The sequence below is a fragment of the Microcoleus sp. T3_D1 genome (genome assembly GCF_036700405.1).
GTDB lineage: Bacteria > Cyanobacteriota > Cyanobacteriia > Cyanobacteriales > Microcoleaceae > Microcoleus.
This window is the reverse complement of sequence record NZ_JAUBOV010000037.1, coordinates 53,429-70,831: the sequence shown is the minus strand read 5'-3', so window position 1 is coordinate 70,831 and position 17,403 is coordinate 53,429. Positions and strand designations below refer to the sequence as shown.

Below are 17,403 nucleotides of genomic sequence, written 5' to 3'. Positions count from 1 at the left end.
AGCCGGATGATGGGAAACTATCACGTCCGGTTTTGCATGGGAGTTCGGGGTAGCGATACCCCGTTCGACCCTACCAAATGGAACAGAAAATGTGCTTACTGCGACACTGAAAATGTACCTTTGCAAGTTGAACACATTCATCCAAAAGCTAAAGGTGGAAGCAATCGAATTTCTAATCTCTGCCTTGCTTGCGAGAAGTGCAACCAGAAGAAAGGCACTCAAGATGTTGAGCAATTTTTAGTCAAGAAACCTGACATCTTGAAGCACATTCTTGCACAAGCAAAACGTCCGCTTAAGGATGCTGCTGCTGTGAATTCGACTCGATGGGCGTTGTTTTCTCGACTGAAAGAAACGGGGTTGCCCGTTTTGACTGGTTCAGGTGGACTGACAAAGTTTAATCGTACTCGACTGCAACTACCTAAAACTCATTGGCTTGATGCTGCTTGTGTCGGTCAAATTGAATCATTGTCTGTAGTAACGAGTAAACCATTGCTAATCAAGACAACTGGACACGGGACTCGTCAAATGTGCCGCACAGACAACTTTGGCTTCCCATCTCGGTACGTTCCGAGAAACAAGTTTGTCAAAGGTTTTCAAACCGGCGACATTGTAAAAGCAGTCGTTACCAGTGGCAAAAAAATAGGTGAATATGTTGGTCGGGTTGCGGTTAGATCGACGGGTTCGTTCAATATCTCGGCATCAGAATTGGTGCAAGGGATTAGCCATAAATACTGCAAAATTGTTCACCACAAAGATGGCTACAGTTACTCATTTTGAATTTGAAGATTCAAGGCGATTGAAATCGCCGGGTCGTTTCCCTCTCAGGACTGAAGTCGCTGAGTTTCCCAGTTAGCGAATTTTTTTATGAATTTGAGAAGAATCTTGACAGTCGCGACCAATGTATTTTGGGAAGTAATTCGCGATCGCATCCTTTACTTAATTATTATTTTTGCTCTGTTGATGGGCGCCTCGGTACGGTTGATACCCGAATTGGCGGCGACAACCGAAAAGAAAATTATCTTAGATGTCGGTTTGGCTGCTATGAGCATTCTCGGTTTAATTGCCACAGTCTTTGTGGCTACCGGATTGGTCAACAAAGAAATTGAAAAGCGCACTGTTTACCTGTTAGTTGCTAAGCCGATAAGTCGGGCTGAGTTAATTGTGGGCAAGCACTTAGGGCTGTCGGCGGTGCTGGCCGTGCTTGTAGCAGCAATGACTGTTATCTATCTGGCTATTCTGAGTTTGAGCCGCATTCCTTTCCCTTTGGAAAGCATTTTAATCGCTTCGCTGTTTATCTGGTTTGAGCTGTGTCTGATGGCTGGTGTCGGGATTTTATTTGGGGTTTTTAGCAGTTCGCTGTTGGCAACTTTACTGACATTTGGCGTTTATTTAATGGGACATTCGACGCGGGATTTAGTAGCTTTGGGCAAGTTAACTAAAAATCCTGGCATTGAACAATTGATGATGGGACTTTATCTGGTTTTGCCGGATTTAGCCAGATTCAATTTGAGAAACGATGCTGTTTACGGACAAGTTCCTTTCTTGGCAGGTTTGATTACAGATGCTGGCTACGGTTTGCTGTATGTGGTGCTGCTGTTGTCAATTGCGATCGCCATATTTTCCCGTAGGGAATTTTAAAACTCGCATTCCGCACCTTCAGAGTAATTGTTTGTAGTGAGGGCTAAAGCCCTCACTACAAACCAATTTTATTATCGACTTAGCGCGCTAAGATATAGACAAGGTTATCGATCAATACGCTTGGGTTAAAACTATTTATTCCGGGCGATATCCCTTGCAGCATCCCCCTGATTGTTGGGGAGTAGGGGTTGACTTTGAGTAAGTTCTTGTCCCCCCCTTGTAGGGGCGGTGCGACCCCTACTCCCCGTGCCCGCCCTAGGCGCCGGGGGGATCGATCTTAACTGAACCGTATTGGGTTATCGATCGCCCATCTCGACTAAAACTCAAACTTTTATTGGTAAAATGAGGTGACTTATGACCACTGTAATTCACAAACCGATATCGCAGCTCAAGATTACTTGGCCTCTGCTACCCGATGATTTCATCTTACCAGACGACCCTGTAGACGATATAGACCATCCCTTGCTAGCTAACGGTTTGCGCCAGTCTGTAGTGGATTCCCCGGAACTAATGCAAGACGCACTAATAGTTTCTAATTTTGCTTTGTGCGCTGCTGTGGACGATCGCACTATTTGCAAAGCCCCAGACTGGATGTACGTGCAGCCGGTTCAAAAGAGGCCTCACAACTATCCCCGCCGCAGTTACACGCCTCATACCGAAGGAACTGTCCCTTTTGTAGTGATGGAATTTCTATCAGCTACTTACGGCGATGAATACTCTGTCGAACACACAGAAGAAATCGGCAAGTGGTTTTTTTACGAACAAGTAATCAAAGTTCCTCGCTATGTCATTTTTCGACCGCATACAGGCAGAATAGAAGTTTATGCGCTTGAATCTGAGCGTTATGAAAATCAAAATCCTGATGAAAACGGCCGTTATTTAATACCTGGATTAAATCTATTTTTGGGAGTGTGGCAGGGAACTCGCGAAGGTAGAACAGGATATTGGCTGCGCTGGTGGACGGCGGGCGGAGAACTGCTTTTGTGGCCGGAAGAAAGGGCAGAAAATGAACGCCAGCGGGCCGATCGCCAACTGCAAGACAAAGAGTTAGCCGAGACGCTGCTGGAACAGGAAAGACAGCGAAATCAAGAGCTTTTGGCTCGATTGGCAGCCCTCGGTATCGATCCTGAATAGCATTAGAAGTCCGATGGAAGTCGGAAGAAGGAAGAGGTTCGAGGAAAAAGGGGAACCCGATCGAGATCTGCTTTCTTCATCCTTCTTTCTTTAGTTGGCTTTCTTACTTATATGTTGGTAAAAAAAGGTGAAATTATGTTAATAGAAAAACTTGAAGAATTAAAAAATATTTTCGCACAAATGGAACGGGCTTTGATTGCCTACTCCGGCGGAATTGACAGCACTTTGGTGGCAAAAATCGCTTTTGATGTGTTGGGCGATCGCGCTTTGGCAGTGACGGCAGTTTCCCCGTCTTTACTGCCAGAAGATTTAGAAGATGCGCGGATTCAAGCAGCAGAAATTGGTATTGCCCACGAGGAAGTAGAAACTCAGGAAATGGCAAATCCCAATTATACCTCTAACCCAATTAACCGCTGCTATTTCTGCAAAAGCGAACTGCACGATACTTTGAAACCCCTAGCACTAGCAAAGGGTTATCCTTATGTGGTGGATGGGGTTAATGGTGACGATTTAAAGGATTATCGTCCCGGAATTCAGGCGGCAAAGGAACGCGGCGCGCGATCGCCCTTAGCAGAAGTAGGAATCACTAAATTTGAAGTGCGGCAATTGGCAAAAGAATTGGGTTTGCCTTGGTGGGACAAACCGGCTCAACCTTGTTTGAGTTCGCGCTTTCCTTACGGCGAAGAAATCACCGTTGGAAAGTTGCAAAGAGTGGGGCGCGCCGAACGGTATTTGCGGCAGTTGGGACTGAAAAATTTGCGAGTGCGATCGGATGGAGATACGGCACGCATTGAGTTACCTGCAGAGGAGATTAAGGAGTTTGTGCTAAATACCGATTTGCCTGCATTGGTGGCGGTGTTTCAGGAGTTTGGTTTTGTGTACGCGACTTTGGATTTGGAGGGGTTTCGCAGTGGCAAATTAAATCAGGTTTTGCAGCCGGAATTGTTGAGGGGGAAAGGTTGATTAATTTTCCACACTACAAAAAATTTCTCATGATTGATGTAGTTTGGGACATGGAGAAAGCGGAACAATGTCAATCGAACCTTTACCTTTGATGTAGCAACTTATACCTTTCAAGGCTCGAATTGTTAGGATTACAGGACTTACGCAAAAGTAACGTATTGCTGTCGCCCAGCGAACTCAGTGAAGCAATCTCGGCGTTGCTTAATCAGGGTATGAAAAAAATAACTTTAAAATCCAAAAGCTTTGTGGATACTGGTTTCTATGACGGGCATATTTAGCCTTTCATACCGTAAATCAGCAACGCCTTGGATGTTTGCCGTAGATTTGGGATGTGCCATGTAATAGCAAATCTGGTTTTAATACCCCCTTTATTTGTTAGTCCCCCTTTGCTCAAACTTCGTTTGACTCTATGCAGCGGTTTCAACCGCCGATTCATAAAGAGGGTGGCTAAATTTCAACGCCCGAGTCTTATCAGGGAGTAGTTGGCTGAATTTGCTGTGGCTGCATTTGCTGCTGCTGATTCTGGAGCTGAAGTTGCTGCTCCTGGATTTGAATTTGCCGATTCTCAAGATCTATTTGCCGCTGTCTGTCTTCAAGCTGCAGTCTTCTGTCTTCAAGTTGCAGTCTTCTGTCTTCTGCTTGCTCCAATCTATCTTGACGTTGTTGCTCTCTTTCTAGCAACCGGTCTTCACGTTGCTCTTGTCTGTCTTGACGTTGTTCGCGAAGCTGTCTGAGCTGATTTCGTCGCTCGAAATCCCCTCCCAAAAATAAGTTTTGAAAAGCGTTGATAGTTGCTTGAAACCCAGTAAAAACGCCGCTAACAGTGTTAATTCCAGTTGCTACTCCTGTTATTGGCTGCAAGAATCTGTTGATATTGTCTGCTACCCTAGCATAGCCCGATCGCGCTACCAGAATCACATCGTTGTTGCGGAGAGTTGGGTTATTATTAGGATTCAACCCTTGAGCAAAATCCACCTCGATCGTGCGGCGAGAAACAGTACCGTTGGGGTTCAATCGCAATAGTTCTACCTTGTCTTTTTTAGCCCGCAATTGATTGAAACTGCCTGCGGTCAGCAAAGCTTGGTGCAGGGATGTACTAGGCCGCACCTCCAAAGCCCCAGGCCTAATTACTTCTCCTACAATATTGATGCTAATGGCGTTCGGAGAAAAACTGCTATTTGCCACTTGAGAAACTTCAGCTAAGTCTACAGTAGCTGCCGTCGGGATAATTACGCTATCTCCTTCTTGCAGCAAAATATCTTGAGTTGCGTCGCCTTTTTGCAGCAAATCCCACAGATTTACCATGATAGTTTGTTCATTCCCACCTCTGACTCGGCGGCGGATTTGCACTCGGCGAATGTCAGCTTCTGTAGTGATACCACCAGCAATTTTCAATGCTCTAGTTATCGTTGGTAAGCCCACAACTGCTCCTTGCTGTTGGTCGATAGATACAAAACTCAACTCTGTTTGTTGGTTGCTCGATCGCACATCCGAAGCAAATACAGTATAAGGCCCCGGCCGGTTTACTTCCCCGACAATTACCACGCCAATTGGTTTAGTAATATCAGCGGAAAAATTAGCACTGGCTCTTTGACGAACTTCTTGAGTATTAAGGGCCCTTGCTGTCGGTACAAAAATTGTATCTCCATCTCGAATCGTGACATCTTGACGCAAATTTCCCGTGTCTAAAAAATCCTGCAAATCAACAGTAGTAACTTGCTCCGGCCCGCCTCTGCGGGGACGGCGAATTTGGACATTTCGCATATCTCCTGCTGATGTCACCCCTTGTGCAAGTTGCAGCATTTCCATCAAAGTCGGGAATTTTACTCCTCCTCCATCTCTAGTGGGATTAATCTTGTAGGAACCCGGGCGAGTAACTTCACCGGCAAGACCTATATTTAGGGGGCGAGCGACTACCAGAGTCACGGTAACAACGGGAACGTTGATGAAGGGTTCGTATCGCTGGGTAATGACATTAGCAGCTTGTTGCAGCGTCAACCCTTGAATTGAGACGCTGCGAATGATTGGCAAATTGAGCGTCCCGTCAACTAACACTTGATATTCTCTGCTGAATTCAGGAACGCCGAATATCTCTAAAGCAATGCGATCGCCCGACCCTAAAGTATAAGCTGCTTCTTGTGTCAGCGAACCAGAATTGCCGCTCGCCGGCAAACTCGAACCCGCAGGTGGCGGCGGCGGTACTCTCGGCCTGTTTGGGTTAGGAGTGCCTGCAGGAGTTCTGACGGCAGGCAACTGAGCTATACTGGGCAGCGAACTCAATAGCACCAGGAGTGCTGACAAACTCAGACTTGTAGCGGTTTGAACGGTATGTTTCATCTTTCTTTCCTGGTTGCAGCCTGCCATTGAACAAGAGCAATTTAGCTAGTGGATTTTAGTTTATTTTCCCTGCTGTCCAGTGTAGCCTCGCTTCGCTGCAAAATCCACAGGTGGAATCATAAAAATTGTGCGATCGCACTTAACTATTTTGCACCTTGTTTGTAAAGAAACTGTAAAGCCCGCCAACTGTTCTCAGGATTAGGCTCTCGTTTGAGCAAAATTCTTCACACATAACTCGGGATACAAATCAACCCGCCACAGAAAGGAGATAGGAAAAAACCGCCCTGATTTGAGGTAAAATATTAAATAATTCTATCTGCGGGACAAAGACAAGTGTCACTAAAATTGGATAAAGTAATTCCCTGGGGACGCTGCTTGGATGAATACATAGGAATGTTTAGCTTGACATCAAGTGACCTCAAGCTAGCAATTCTTGATTGTGCGGGCGGCCCGGCGAGTTTCAATGCCGAAATGACTCGCCAAGGTAAAAAGGTAATTTCTTGCGATCCAGTTTATCAGTTTAGTGCGGTGGAAATTGGCGATCGCATCCAAGAAACATATCAAACTGTGATTGACGGTGTTAAAGCCAATTTAGACGGCTACCTGTGGAATAATTTTGAATCGCCCTACCAGCTAGGCGAAGTGCGAATGAAGGCGATGCAGGAATTTTTAGAAGATTTTCCATCTGGCTTGCAGCAAGGCCGCTACCTGAATGCTGAGTTGCCAGTTTTGCCTTTCGAGAACGGTCAATTCGATTTAGCTTTGTGCAGCCATTTCTTATTTGCTTATTCTCACCTGCTTTCGGAAGAATTTCATCGGTCAGCAATTACAGAAATGTGTCGGGTTGCGAAGGAAGTCCGGGTATTCCCTCTATTGCAGAGTTTTAGCGGGGAGGAATCCGATCACTTAAACCCGATTCTCACAGAATTGAAAAAGAGAAGTTTTAGTGTAGAAATTCAAGAGGCTCCTTATGAGTTTCAAAAAGGTGGGAATAAGATGCTGCGAGTTAGGGGGCGAATGTAATTCGCGGCTGCGGAGGGCATGGCAATTTCCGATCGCTTATTTCAAAAAAATTAGATCAGCTAAGCATAAGGTTATGCCTCATCTTGGGGTTCGCCAATCGCACGCTGGACTGCATGGCGAATGTGGATAATCCTCACCGTTGGTATGGGTTGATCGTCAAAAATAGTGAAGAGTATGCGATACGTGGTTTTACCACTTCCATACAGAAGCTGGCGAATCTCTGGGCTGAAAAACGCGTTTTCACGGGCTAAAACACAACGACGCGGCATTTCTTTCAGTGAGGAAATCGCTTTAATCAAACCCTGATACCATGCTTGAGCGCGTTCGGGAGTCGTGAATTGGGAAAAGTTCAGAAACGCTGCATCAGCTTCAGATTGAGCTGTACTGGAAAAGTCAATGCGATACATTATGCTTCCAAAGAAAGTCCGTATTTCTGGTTTTGTCTATCGACAAACTCTTCCAGAGTAGAAAACTGACCCCGATCGAAGTCATCAAGTCCGCGTTGAATCCCTTCTAATGCCTCGAAGAAATCGCTTTCATCAAAGCTAAGTCCGAACGCGATAACAGCTAGGGTAACGCTGGTTATATCTTGTCCTGTACTTTCCGCCCGTTGGCGCAGCAGTGCTTCGATTTGGGGGGGTAAGGTGAGTGTAAGAGTCATAAAAGTTATGATGAATGGTTAACTTTATTTTCTAACTTTATTTTGGCATAGGTAGCCAAAACGATCGCTTCCTAAACTATCGGCCCATTCCTGAACCAGATCGTGCTCTTCGGCCCGTCTTGTTTTTCTGGTAATCTTGGAAGGCTGCGAGACTCAAGGCGATCGTTTCTTCTTCGCTGAGGGGTTGAAACTCGTTTGCGGTGTCAATTTCTCCCCACTGATATCCCTCCGTTTCCTCGGCCATTTCTGCGATTAACCGTTCAAAGTCGCTGAGATTACCGTTGGACTGATTCAGCCATGAAAGCACGATCGCCTTAACCGAATCGCTGGGCATGGCTTGAATTTTGGCGTGGAGTTGCTTTATAGATTGAGCCATTGGACAATAGAGAGTGACTGATTTAATTTTAGCGCAGTGTCAAATAGTTGTGGACACGATAGCGCACAGTTGCGGTAAAATTGGTTAAAGACTTTAAGAACTGTCAAAATGCTAAGTAGCGCCGCATTGAGAAAAACAGGGTCTGGGTGGGAATTTGCAAATGAAGAAGCCTTAGAGGATTTTGTCGAAGTTCACTTGCAAAGTTTGCTCGGTTTAACAGTCATCAAGCGGCAATTCACTGTCAACGAGCAAAGATGCGATCTTATAGCGGTGGACGAGAAGAAACGGTTAGTTGTGCTGGAGTTGAAAAACGGCGAAGATAGATATGTCGTTCAGCAGTTAACCCGTTATTACGATGCTTTGTTGGAACACAAACCTTTTGCCGATCGCGTAGATTATTCTCAACCCGTTCGCTTAATAGCAATTGCGCCAAAATTTCACAGAGATAATTTTACAGACAGGAAGTATCACGGGCTATTTTTTCAATTTTTGCAATTTGCGATCGTTCCTGATGAGGAAAAATTATATTTACACTTTAAAGATGTAGATGCCGAACATATTGCACGAGTAGAGATTACATATCGAGAACAATACAGCAACGAAACTCTATCTGAACCGCCAAGGTTGCTTTTAAAATTTATGCAAGAATGTAATGAAACTGAACGCGAAGGAGTTTTGAGCGTTCGCAGACAGATTCTAGGCTGTGATAGACGGGTCAAGGAACTTACTGACTCTAGTAGTATTAAGTATGGTTTCGGCAAAAATAAATTGATTGCTGAATTTAGATTTGATGCCAGACGAAATAGCCCTGCAATGTTTTTATGGCTGCCACTTCCCAGAGGATACAACAATAATAAAATCCTAGCTAGAATGAGAATTTGGACGAATTGGGAAATAGTCACAGATACAGGTTATATTCGGAAGGGAATTGGCATAATGGTTAATGAGGATGAGTACAAAGTAGGTATGGTTTCTCCTTCAGCTAAGTTAATGCCTGATACCTCCTATAGGGCATTAGGTGCCAGGGATAAATTTTTGAATGATCCAGCATACAGAAAGAATTATGTTATGAATAATTTGGCATTTTATGTGAGCAAGTATGGACGAAACTACCGTCACGGTTCGCCGTTAGCGATGTCCATAACATACTATTTTAAGATAATTGGAAAAAGTGACGAATCCACTTCTTTAGAAAGAATAGTTAATTTAGCTTTAGAATCAAGATTGGTAAAACTCTAACTTGGAAGAATTAACAAACCCGATCGCACCCCATCACCCATTACCAAATCCACCATCCATCTGCGTCTATCTGCGTGCATCTGCGGTTAAAAAAAATCTCATCAATAGCTTCGCAACAAATCAAATTACCCAACTTTGATATAATATTACACCTAGAAGCAAAACTCAAACCAACTCATGCCACAAACAGTCTGGATCGCACGACACGGAAACCGCATCGACTTCGTTAACCCCGACTGGTTTCTCACCGCAGAACACCGCTACGACCCCCACCTTTCCGAAGACGGTCACATTCAAGCTAAACAACTCGCAAATCGCCTCAAAGGTGAAGGAATTTCTCATATTTTTGCTTCCCCTTTTCTGCGAACTGTCCAAACAGCAAATCACGCGGCAGAAGCTCTCGATTTGTCAATTAAACTAGAGTGGGGACTGTGCGAATGGCTAAATCCTGAATGGATGACAGAAATGCCGGAAACTGAGTCCGTAGAAGCTTTGTGCCGGCGTTTTCCCAGGATTGATGCTTCCTACAAAGGCGGTATTGCTAATTATCCCGAAACAGGGGAAGCTTGTCTCAAAAGGGCGGGGGAAACTGCTAAACGCCTCGCGGCAGAGTTTCCCGAAGATATGTTATTGGTAGGTCACGGTGCGTCGGTTTTAGGAACTGCGATCGGGCTGGCGGGCTGTGCTGAAACGGAAATTAACGCTTCTTTGTGCTGTTTGGTGAAAGTGGTGCGGGGTGAGGGAGAATGGTCGATCGCACTTAATGGCGATACTTCTCACCTGACTGACTCTGAAACCGCGATCCGGTTTAATTAAAGTTGAGATTCGTGCGAAAAATCGCATTTTATGCTATGTGTGTAAGGTGCGCTGCCCGGTGCACCCTACGTTAATCTGATTTGTCCGAATCTGGGTGTTATTGTTTAATGTCGATCGCACATTTTAAATCGAAAATCTCAAATCGGTATGGCTGGACACAGTAAGTGGGCGAATATTAAACGCCAAAAAGCTAGAGTTGATGCCGTTAAAGGCAAGGTTTTTGCTAGAATATCTCGCGAAATTATTGTCGCGGCCCGCAGCGGAGTTCCCGATCCCGCTGGCAATTTTCAACTGCGGACGGCTATTGAAAAAGCCAAGGCGGCAGATATTCCTAATGAAAACATAGAAAGGGCGATCGCCAAAGGTGCCGGCTTGGCGGGGGGAAGTTCGGAATTAGAAGCTATTCGCTACGAAGGTTACGGCGTTGGCGGGGTTGCTATTCTGATTGAAGCGCTGACAGACAATCGCAACCGCACGGCGGCTGACTTGCGAGAAGCTTTTAGTAAAAATGGCGGCAACCTGGGCGAAACTGGTTGTGTGGGCTGGATGTTCGACCACAAAGGAGTTTGTACGGTAGGCGGCCCGATTGATGAGGAACAATTGTTTGAAGCGTCGCTAGAGGCGGCTGCGGAATCTTATGATTTGATATTAATTGATGAGGATACTGAAGGTGCAGAGGTATTTACAAGTGTGGCTCATTTGGAACAACTGGCTGATGTTTTGAAACAAAAAAGTTTTGCAGTTTTGCAGTCGGAAAATCGCTGGATTCCGAGCAATACAGTGGAAATAGACACTCCAGAAAAAGCTCGATCGCTCCTGAAGTTAATGGATGCACTGGAAGATTTGGACGACGTGCAAAGTGTGACGGCGAATTTTGAAATGACAGATGAATTGATGTCTTTGAGTATGGTGTAACGATCTAAATCACCAGATTTTTGCCATCCGCAAGACAAATCCCGGTAACTCTGGATCTGCGCTGACTGTTTCAGGATTATCTAAGATTTCAGGTTCGCGATTGGGACGGTAGATGTAGACTTTTCTGTTTTTGCGATCGAGCAAAAAGCCGAGCGATACACCGTTCTCAATATATTCTTGCATCTTGTTTTGCAATCCCTTGAGAGTGTCACTAGCAGACCGCAATTCAATCACAAAGTCTGGACAAATCGGTGCGAATGAGGCTTTTTGTTCTTCAGTTAAGGCATTCCAGCGCTCTAGTTTAATCCATGAGGCATCGGGGGAGCGGGTTGCTCCATTCGGCAAGGTAAAGCCTGCACTGGAGTCAAACGCTTCACCTGTGCCATCTTCTTCTGCCCAGTTCGCAAGTTGCTGAGCAATTTTAATGTTGCGGTTCCCTGTATCTGAAAAGGCAGGTGACATAATGATAACTTCCCCACTTGCTGTACGCTCAATTCTCAAATCGCGATTCACTAGACAGAATTCATAGAACTGTTCCACAGTCATCGATTGGATCGCAGGGAAATTGACCGTCAGTGGGACGCTTTCGGTTTGAATTAGCAGCGTCGTCATGGTTTTTCCTCAGTTGGTGCAGGGGTGATAGAATACCTTGAGCTTATCATATCTTAGCTTGGCGATCGAAAGTCTTAGTCGATCGCGGATTCGGAGACTCGTATCCGTTTTGGGGCTGGATTAATAATCTTTTTTCCCAGTCAGCAAATAAGTAACCATGTATCCCTTGCCCTTAACTTGAATAGCGCCGCGCTTCTGAAAAGTATATTTATCTTTTAATATCTCGTAGGTTTCGGCGGTGACTTGAATGCAGCCGGTAATCCCGTGGGATTCCATGCGCGAAGCAATATTTACTGTGTCGCCCCAGAGGTCGTAAATAAACTTTTTTAAGCCGATAACGCCGGCAACGACAGGCCCACTGCTAATCCCGATCCGAATGCTGAAAGGTTCCGAATGTTCTAAACTCAGCAGCCTAATTTCGTGCAGCATATCGATCGCCATGTTCGCCACCGCCTCGGCGTGATCGTCTCTGGGCGTAGGCAAACCGCCGACAACCATGTAAGCGTCACCAATAGTCTTAATTTTCTCCAAACCGTGGCGATCGGCCAAGTGGTCAAAAGCCGAAAAAATATCGTTGAGCACTTCCACCACCGCCGTCGCTGAAATTCTCGACGAAAGCTCTGTAAACCCCACAATGTCGGCAAACATCACAGTTACTTCCGCAAAACTTTCGGCGATATTGTGTTCGTTGTCCTTCAAACGCAGGGCGATCGCTGCGGGCAAAACGTTCAGCAGCAGTTGCTCGGATTTAGCTTGTTCGAGTTCCAACTGTAGGTAAGCAGCCTGCAACTGTTCGGCTTGGCGAATTCTTTCTCCGGCTAGCTTTTCGATTTGGGCGGTGCGGCTCAAAGCTGTCAGCATATATGTCACCGGAATCAGAGTCCACAGCATCCCCATCGTCAGAGTTCCCCAAGAGCGCCAGTGCTTGCGAAGCCTGCGGATTTCCGGCGTTGCCGACACGTACATAGACCACTGGCGGCCGCTAATTTTCAGCCGCCTTCTGCAAGCTGTATAGTTCGGGCCTGGATTGTCAAGAATCGGGCAGTTTTGCATCAGGGCTCGGTCAGCAGTGGCTGATGCTGGAAGCACTTGTTGGCTCGCGGATTGGAACTGCACCGCAAATTGCTGAATTTGGCCCTCAGCAGGGAGATTTTTGAGAACCGGGTTGGCCCTTTGCGGTAACAGCGAGGCTGCTTGTTGCTTGTCTGGAGCTTCGCTAACGAGATAAATATTGAGGTAGTCGGTATTGCGTCCTTTTAAAGAGGTTTGGAAAATATCTTTGCCTCGAAATACGCCCAGAACAAATCCTTGTAGCCGTTGGCGACGGGATTCCAGGGTAGTCGGTTTACTGCTGTTTTCGTAAATCGGAACTAGGGCCAAAAGACCTAGTTCCGGGGAATTGCCCTGAGTTAAGCCGATGTAGTTGGTGACAATCATTTCTCCTGTATCGCGCCCTCGATCGAGCGCGGCGCGGATTTCTGGGTGGGAGGCGAGGTCAAAGCCTAATACTGTCTCGTTTCCGGCTGGTGGTTCGACGTAGAAAGCCGGGAAGTATTCGGAACGCTGGAGGGCCTTGCGGAGTTCTCCTCGCGGGTCGCGCTCTGTAATCTCGAAGCTGGGCTCTGTTTCGGTTCTAGCTTTGGTTTCGTAGTTGCGCCGCTCGGAATTGGGGACGCGGGGGGCCCAAGCCAGGAGTTGCAGGCTGGGGTGGACGGCTAGGGGACGGGCGACAAACCGGGCAAAAGAGGAACGCTCGACGGCGCTGAAGGCTTTCATGTAGTCGCTGAGGGCGAGAACAGTATCTAAGTCGGAGTTGAGCTGGCGTTCGATGCCGATCGAAATATCGTCAATGCGGCGGTGCATTTCGTAGTCGCGGCGCTTGTCTTCCCAGTCCCAAACCAAGGCAAATGCCAGGGCCGACAGTCCGACACCCAAACCCAGCGTCAACCCGGCTGGAATGTAGCGAGACCAGGATAAAGGTAGTTTTTTCAGCATAATTGCCTAGCGAATAAGGGCAGCAGATTAGCACACCGCTGAGTGCGATTTGTTCCGGTCTCTGAGTGCGGTTAATTCAAAACCCTGATAACTCAAGCACCGAGGGCAATTGGGAATTAAAAGTTAAATATTTAAACTTTTTGATTAATGGACGATCGCTCAGCAGGGGATTTCAATCCAGAATTCCGCTCCCTGTCCGGGCGCACAGATGCACCGCAGGCTTCCCTTATGTTTTTCTACCACAATTTGATGGCTGATGGATAATCCCAAGCCGGTTCCAGCCCCTACGGGCTTGGTGGTGAAGAAGGGGTCAAAGAGCCGCTTGCGAACCTCTTCGCTCATTCCCGGGCCACTGTCGGCGATGCAAATTACAATGCGATCGCAATCACTGAGCTGGTTTTTACTGTGGCTTTCCCACCCGGCTTTTTTCATGAGGGTGCGAATCACGATCGTCCGACGTTCCCGTTGGTTTTCTAGAGCGTCGATCGCATTGCTGATAATATTTAGGAATACCTGGTTTAACTGACCCGCACAACAGTAAACTTTGGATATTTTTCCGTATTCTTTAATAATTTCAATCCCGTTTTTTATACTTCCCTGATGCAATCTGTGCTGCAATATTAACAGTGTACTGTCAATTCCTTCATGAACATCTACCAACTTCATTTCAGATTCATCCAGTCGCGAAAAGTTCCGCAGCGACAACACAATCTTACTGATTCTTTCTACTCCTACTCTCATGGAATTTAGCATTTTTGGCAAGTCTTCCTTCAGAAAATCCAACTCTAACTCCTTGACTTTTTCAGCAATCTGAGGCACTGGAGACGGGTAGCATTCCTGGTAGAGACTTAACAGTTCAATTAAATCGTGAAAATAGGTGTAAGTGTGAGAAATATTGCCGTTAATAAAAGTGGCAGGATTGTTTATTTCGTGGGCAATCCCAGCCACCATCTGACCGAGACTCGACATCTTTTCGGATTGAACTAATTGGATTTGAGCGTTTTGTAGCTGTTCGTAGGCTTCTTGCAATTGGGCGGCTTGTTTTCTTAATTGAGATTCGGAAGCTTGGAGTGCGGCGGCGGAAATTTTGCGGTTGGTTATATTTTCAATCATCCCTAAATTGTAAATGGGTTTTCCTTCGCCGTCTCGAATCAAAGTAGCTGTCACGTTTACCCAAACAATTTTACCGATAGCGGTAATCTGGCGGAGTTCGATTTGATAGTGAGTAATTTCTCCCCGCTCCAGAGAATCGGCAACTTGGAGATTTTTTGGAGAATCTTCGGGATGTCCAAGTTCAATAAATGTTTTGGCGAGCAATTCGGCTGCGGTATATCCCAGCATATCGCAGTAAGTTTTATTGACTCGCACTAACTTGTTATCATCTAAATTAGCTAAGTAGATAGCGATGGGTGCATCTTCAAAAATTGTGCGAAATAGTTCCTCGCTGGCCCGGACTTTAGCTGCTAGGGAAAGCCTATCGGTGATGTCTTCAAACGTAGACAAAATGCCGACAACATTGCCGGAATTGTCGTGTAAAGGTATTTTATTTGTATCCAGACAGCACTGCGTGCCGTCGGCTTGCATTTTGGATTCTATGATGTGATATTCCGGGGTGTTGGTTGCCATGATGCGGCGGTCGCAGGCTCGAAAAAATTCTGTTTCTTCGGGCTTCCAGGGCATATCGAAGTCGGTGAGACCGGCGATTTCACTGGGGTGATTGAAACCTGCAACTTTGGCAAAGTTTTTGTTGCCTCCCAAGTAAACTAAATCTCGATCTTTCCAGGCGATTAACTGAGGGATGTTATTGATTACCAACCACAGCATATTTTGGGATGTTTCCAAGGCTTCCGTGCGTTCTAGGACGCGCTTTTCAAGTTCTTGATTGGCTTGTTGCAGGGCGATTTTTGACTGGCCCAGGGCGATTTCTGCTAGCTTGCGATCGCTGATGTCGATTGTCACTCCCTCCCACAGTATATCGCCCCCCGGCTGCATTTCGGGGCGGGCAATGCCGCGAATCCATTTCAGTTTTCCCGATCGGGTTACGATCCGCCCTTCATATATCCAAGGTTTTAAAGTTTGGCCGGAAATTGCGATTGATTCTAGCATGGGTTTTAGGTCTTCTGGATGCACCGTTGCCCAAATTAAAGCGGAGTTTTGTTGAAGTTTTTCTGGCTCTAATTCGTAGAGTTCCCAACAGCCTGAACTCACATAAATCAATTCATCGGAACCGTCGGGATGCAGCAAGTATTGATAAATCATTCCCGGCAGGTTGGCGGCCATTTTTTGGAATCTAGCTTCGCTTTGGATCAGTGCTGATTCTGCAAGTTTGCGATCGCTAATGTCAATCAACAAGCCGTCCCAAATAATGTTATCTTTTTCGCCCGGTTCTGGTCGGGAAGCCCCGCTAATCCACTTAATCCGATCGCCCGGAAAAACAAATCTGCCTTCCCACCGCAAAGGTTCTAAAGTTTTAGCTGAGATAGCAACTGATTCATGGAAGCTGGGCGCATCGTCTGGATGAATCATTTCGATCGCGGGCATAGCTGAATTTTGGAGTACAAGAGGTTCTAATTCCCAGAGTTCGCGGCAGCCGGAACTGACGTAGGGGAATGACATAGTGCCGTCTGCTGCTAACTGAAATTGATAAATCATTCCCGGAACGTTGGCTGCTAGTTTTTGAAACCTCGCTTCGCTTTGCCGTAGTGCGGTTTCTACTTCTACGCGATCGGTAATATCGTAAAATGCCGATAAAATTGCTGCTTCGCCGTTAAAATTAATCGCTCGCATCGACATTTTTACCCAAAACAAACTGCCATTTGCTTTCTTGAGACAGATTTGTTCGCTGTCGCTAAAGCCGTTTTGTTTTACTAATTCTATCAATTGACGGCGGTCATTGATATTGGCATAAAGTTCATTTTTTTTGCGTCCTATAAGTTGTTCGTAACTCACACCTAAACTTTCTCCGAGGGCTGGATTTGCATACAAAATTACGCTATCTTGTAGGCGCGTAATTGACAGGGGAACGGGAGTCACAGTGGCGATCGCCCGCAATCTTTCTTCGCTTTCTTCCCTGGCTGTTTCGGCTGCTACTCTTTTGCTAATATCGTTCTGAACTCCGATAAAATGAGTTAATTTTCCCTCATTGTCTAGGATGGGGGAAACCATTAATTCGTTCCAAAAAGGAGTTTTGTCTTTGCGATAATTTTTGAGAACTACCTGAATTTCCGTTCCCGATCGTAAACTGCTGCGGAGTTTATCTAATTCGCTCCGATCGGTATCGGGGCCCTGCAAAAACCGGCAGTTGCGTCCAATAACTTCTTGGGTACTGTAACCGGTCAGTTTCTCAAAAGCAGGATTGCAGTAGATTATAGGTGTGTCAGGCTTGCGAGCATCCGCGATGAGGATGCTGTTGCTCGACGCTGCGATCGCCCGTTCTAGGAGAGTCAGGTTGAAAGAGTCTGTTGTCATCGGTGGCAATATTCACGCTCCTGCGGAGCGGACAGAAGAATAAAAAACTATACACACCTTAAGCTATTCTTATTCTATAATCTTATTTTTAATTTAGCTTTGTTAACAAAGTCAGCAGCCCAAAAAAGTCGGCGAGGGAGACGACTAATACCATTTTAGATGTTAGATTTTGGATTGGCAATGACTGATTCCATCATGGTTTAGATGATGGGTCTACAGTTGCCTT

General features: G+C 46.0%; 15 protein-coding genes. 8 read left to right on the top strand and 7 right to left on the bottom strand.

Annotated elements, in window-relative coordinates; genetic code table 11:
• The 4 genes from QT992_RS17970 to larE all read left to right on the top strand — a co-directional run.
• A partial coding sequence (locus tag QT992_RS17970) for an HNH endonuclease (RefSeq protein WP_333336764.1) occupies positions 1 to 777 on the top strand: 777 nt, incomplete at its 5' end.
• Between the two features lie 87 nt (positions 778 to 864).
• On the top strand, positions 865 to 1,638 hold the full coding sequence (locus QT992_RS17965; protein ID WP_333315165.1) for an ABC transporter permease: 774 nt from the start codon (positions 865 to 867) through the stop codon (positions 1,636 to 1,638).
• A 354-nt stretch (positions 1,639 to 1,992) separates the two neighbouring features.
• Positions 1,993 to 2,772, top strand: coding sequence for a Uma2 family endonuclease (locus QT992_RS17960; RefSeq protein ID WP_333336762.1), 780 nt, complete (start codon positions 1,993 to 1,995; stop codon positions 2,770 to 2,772).
• Between the two features lie 135 nt (positions 2,773 to 2,907).
• Positions 2,908 to 3,735, top strand: coding sequence for an ATP-dependent sacrificial sulfur transferase LarE (gene larE, locus QT992_RS17955; RefSeq protein WP_333315168.1), 828 nt, complete (start codon positions 2,908 to 2,910; stop codon positions 3,733 to 3,735).
• 471 nt (positions 3,736 to 4,206) lie between these two features.
• Here larE and QT992_RS17950 read toward each other — a convergent pair whose 3' ends face one another.
• Positions 4,207 to 6,072 (bottom strand): polysaccharide biosynthesis/export family protein, encoded by a 1,866-nt coding sequence (locus tag QT992_RS17950; RefSeq protein WP_333336760.1) that lies wholly within the window; start codon positions 6,070 to 6,072, stop codon positions 4,207 to 4,209.
• 333 nt (positions 6,073 to 6,405) lie between these two features.
• Between QT992_RS17950 and QT992_RS17945 the strand changes: the two genes are divergently transcribed.
• Positions 6,406 to 7,095, top strand: a complete 690-nt coding sequence (locus QT992_RS17945) for a class I SAM-dependent methyltransferase (protein WP_333315171.1) — start codon at positions 6,406 to 6,408, stop codon at positions 7,093 to 7,095.
• 71 nt (positions 7,096 to 7,166) lie between these two features.
• On the opposite strand, the gene QT992_RS17940 is transcribed toward QT992_RS17945, so the two are convergent.
• The 3 genes from QT992_RS17940 to QT992_RS17930 all read right to left on the bottom strand — a co-directional run bounded on the left by QT992_RS17940 (position 7,167) and on the right by QT992_RS17930 (position 8,132).
• Positions 7,167 to 7,502 carry a type II toxin-antitoxin system RelE/ParE family toxin gene (locus QT992_RS17940; RefSeq protein ID WP_333336758.1) on the bottom strand — a complete coding sequence of 112 codons (336 nt, stop codon included), beginning with the start codon at positions 7,500 to 7,502 and terminating at the stop codon, positions 7,167 to 7,169.
• Positions 7,502 to 7,756, bottom strand: coding sequence for a hypothetical protein (locus tag QT992_RS17935; RefSeq protein WP_242716968.1), 255 nt, complete (start codon positions 7,754 to 7,756; stop codon positions 7,502 to 7,504). The genes QT992_RS17940 and QT992_RS17935 overlap by 1 nt, the downstream gene beginning before the upstream one ends.
• 76 nt (positions 7,757 to 7,832) lie before the next feature.
• Positions 7,833 to 8,132 carry a hypothetical protein gene (locus QT992_RS17930; protein ID WP_333336756.1) on the bottom strand — a complete coding sequence of 100 codons (300 nt, stop codon included), beginning with the start codon at positions 8,130 to 8,132 and terminating at the stop codon, positions 7,833 to 7,835.
• Between the two features lie 108 nt (positions 8,133 to 8,240).
• Between QT992_RS17930 and QT992_RS17925 the strand changes: the two genes are divergently transcribed.
• The 3 genes from QT992_RS17925 to QT992_RS17915 all read left to right on the top strand — a co-directional run bounded on the left by QT992_RS17925 (position 8,241) and on the right by QT992_RS17915 (position 11,102).
• A complete protein-coding gene (locus QT992_RS17925) occupies positions 8,241 to 9,371 on the top strand; it encodes an endonuclease NucS domain-containing protein (protein ID WP_333315174.1) in 1,131 nt (376 codons plus the stop codon).
• Positions 9,372 to 9,548: 177 nt separating this feature from the next.
• On the top strand, positions 9,549 to 10,187 hold the full coding sequence (locus QT992_RS17920) for a histidine phosphatase family protein (RefSeq protein WP_333315175.1): 639 nt from the start codon (positions 9,549 to 9,551) through the stop codon (positions 10,185 to 10,187).
• 147 nt (positions 10,188 to 10,334) lie between these two features.
• On the top strand, positions 10,335 to 11,102 hold the full coding sequence (locus QT992_RS17915; protein WP_333315177.1) for a YebC/PmpR family DNA-binding transcriptional regulator: 768 nt from the start codon (positions 10,335 to 10,337) through the stop codon (positions 11,100 to 11,102).
• 9 nt (positions 11,103 to 11,111) lie between these two features.
• Here QT992_RS17915 and QT992_RS17910 read toward each other — a convergent pair whose 3' ends face one another.
• From QT992_RS17910 to QT992_RS17900, 3 genes are all read right to left on the bottom strand, one after another.
• The gene (locus tag QT992_RS17910) at positions 11,112 to 11,714 is read right to left on the bottom strand and encodes a Uma2 family endonuclease (RefSeq protein WP_333336754.1); all 603 of its coding nucleotides are present in this window, start codon (positions 11,712 to 11,714) and stop codon (positions 11,112 to 11,114) included.
• 120 nt (positions 11,715 to 11,834) lie between these two features.
• A complete protein-coding gene (locus tag QT992_RS17905) occupies positions 11,835 to 13,709 on the bottom strand; it encodes an adenylate/guanylate cyclase domain-containing protein (RefSeq protein WP_333315180.1) in 1,875 nt (624 codons plus the stop codon).
• A gap of 159 nt (positions 13,710 to 13,868) precedes the next feature.
• Complete coding sequence (locus tag QT992_RS17900) at positions 13,869 to 17,177, bottom strand: PAS domain S-box protein (RefSeq protein WP_333336752.1); 3,309 nt, start codon at positions 17,175 to 17,177, stop codon at positions 13,869 to 13,871.
• Positions 17,178 to 17,403 lie beyond the last annotated feature (226 nt).

What these genes read in the sequence shown, in the direction of transcription:
- QT992_RS17965 (WP_333315165.1), top strand. Translation starts at nt 865, where the DNA reads ATGAATTTGAGAAGAATCTTGACAGTCGCGACCAATGTATTTTGGGAA.
- QT992_RS17960 (WP_333336762.1), top strand. Translation starts at nt 1,993, where the DNA reads ATGACCACTGTAATTCACAAACCGATATCGCAGCTCAAGATTACTTGG.
- larE (WP_333315168.1), top strand. Translation starts at nt 2,908, where the DNA reads ATGTTAATAGAAAAACTTGAAGAATTAAAAAATATTTTCGCACAAATG.
- QT992_RS17950 (WP_333336760.1), bottom strand. Translation starts at nt 6,072, where the DNA reads ATGAAACATACCGTTCAAACCGCTACAAGTCTGAGTTTGTCAGCACTC.
- QT992_RS17940 (WP_333336758.1), bottom strand. Translation starts at nt 7,502, where the DNA reads ATGTATCGCATTGACTTTTCCAGTACAGCTCAATCTGAAGCTGATGCA.
- QT992_RS17935 (WP_242716968.1), bottom strand. Translation starts at nt 7,756, where the DNA reads ATGACTCTTACACTCACCTTACCCCCCCAAATCGAAGCACTGCTGCGC.
- QT992_RS17930 (WP_333336756.1), bottom strand. Translation starts at nt 8,132, where the DNA reads ATGGCTCAATCTATAAAGCAACTCCACGCCAAAATTCAAGCCATGCCC.
- QT992_RS17925 (WP_333315174.1), top strand. Translation starts at nt 8,241, where the DNA reads ATGCTAAGTAGCGCCGCATTGAGAAAAACAGGGTCTGGGTGGGAATTT.
- QT992_RS17920 (WP_333315175.1), top strand. Translation starts at nt 9,549, where the DNA reads ATGCCACAAACAGTCTGGATCGCACGACACGGAAACCGCATCGACTTC.
- QT992_RS17915 (WP_333315177.1), top strand. Translation starts at nt 10,335, where the DNA reads ATGGCTGGACACAGTAAGTGGGCGAATATTAAACGCCAAAAAGCTAGA.
- QT992_RS17910 (WP_333336754.1), bottom strand. Translation starts at nt 11,714, where the DNA reads ATGACGACGCTGCTAATTCAAACCGAAAGCGTCCCACTGACGGTCAAT.
- QT992_RS17905 (WP_333315180.1), bottom strand. Translation starts at nt 13,709, where the DNA reads ATGCTGAAAAAACTACCTTTATCCTGGTCTCGCTACATTCCAGCCGGG.
- QT992_RS17900 (WP_333336752.1), bottom strand. Translation starts at nt 17,177, where the DNA reads ATGACAACAGACTCTTTCAACCTGACTCTCCTAGAACGGGCGATCGCA.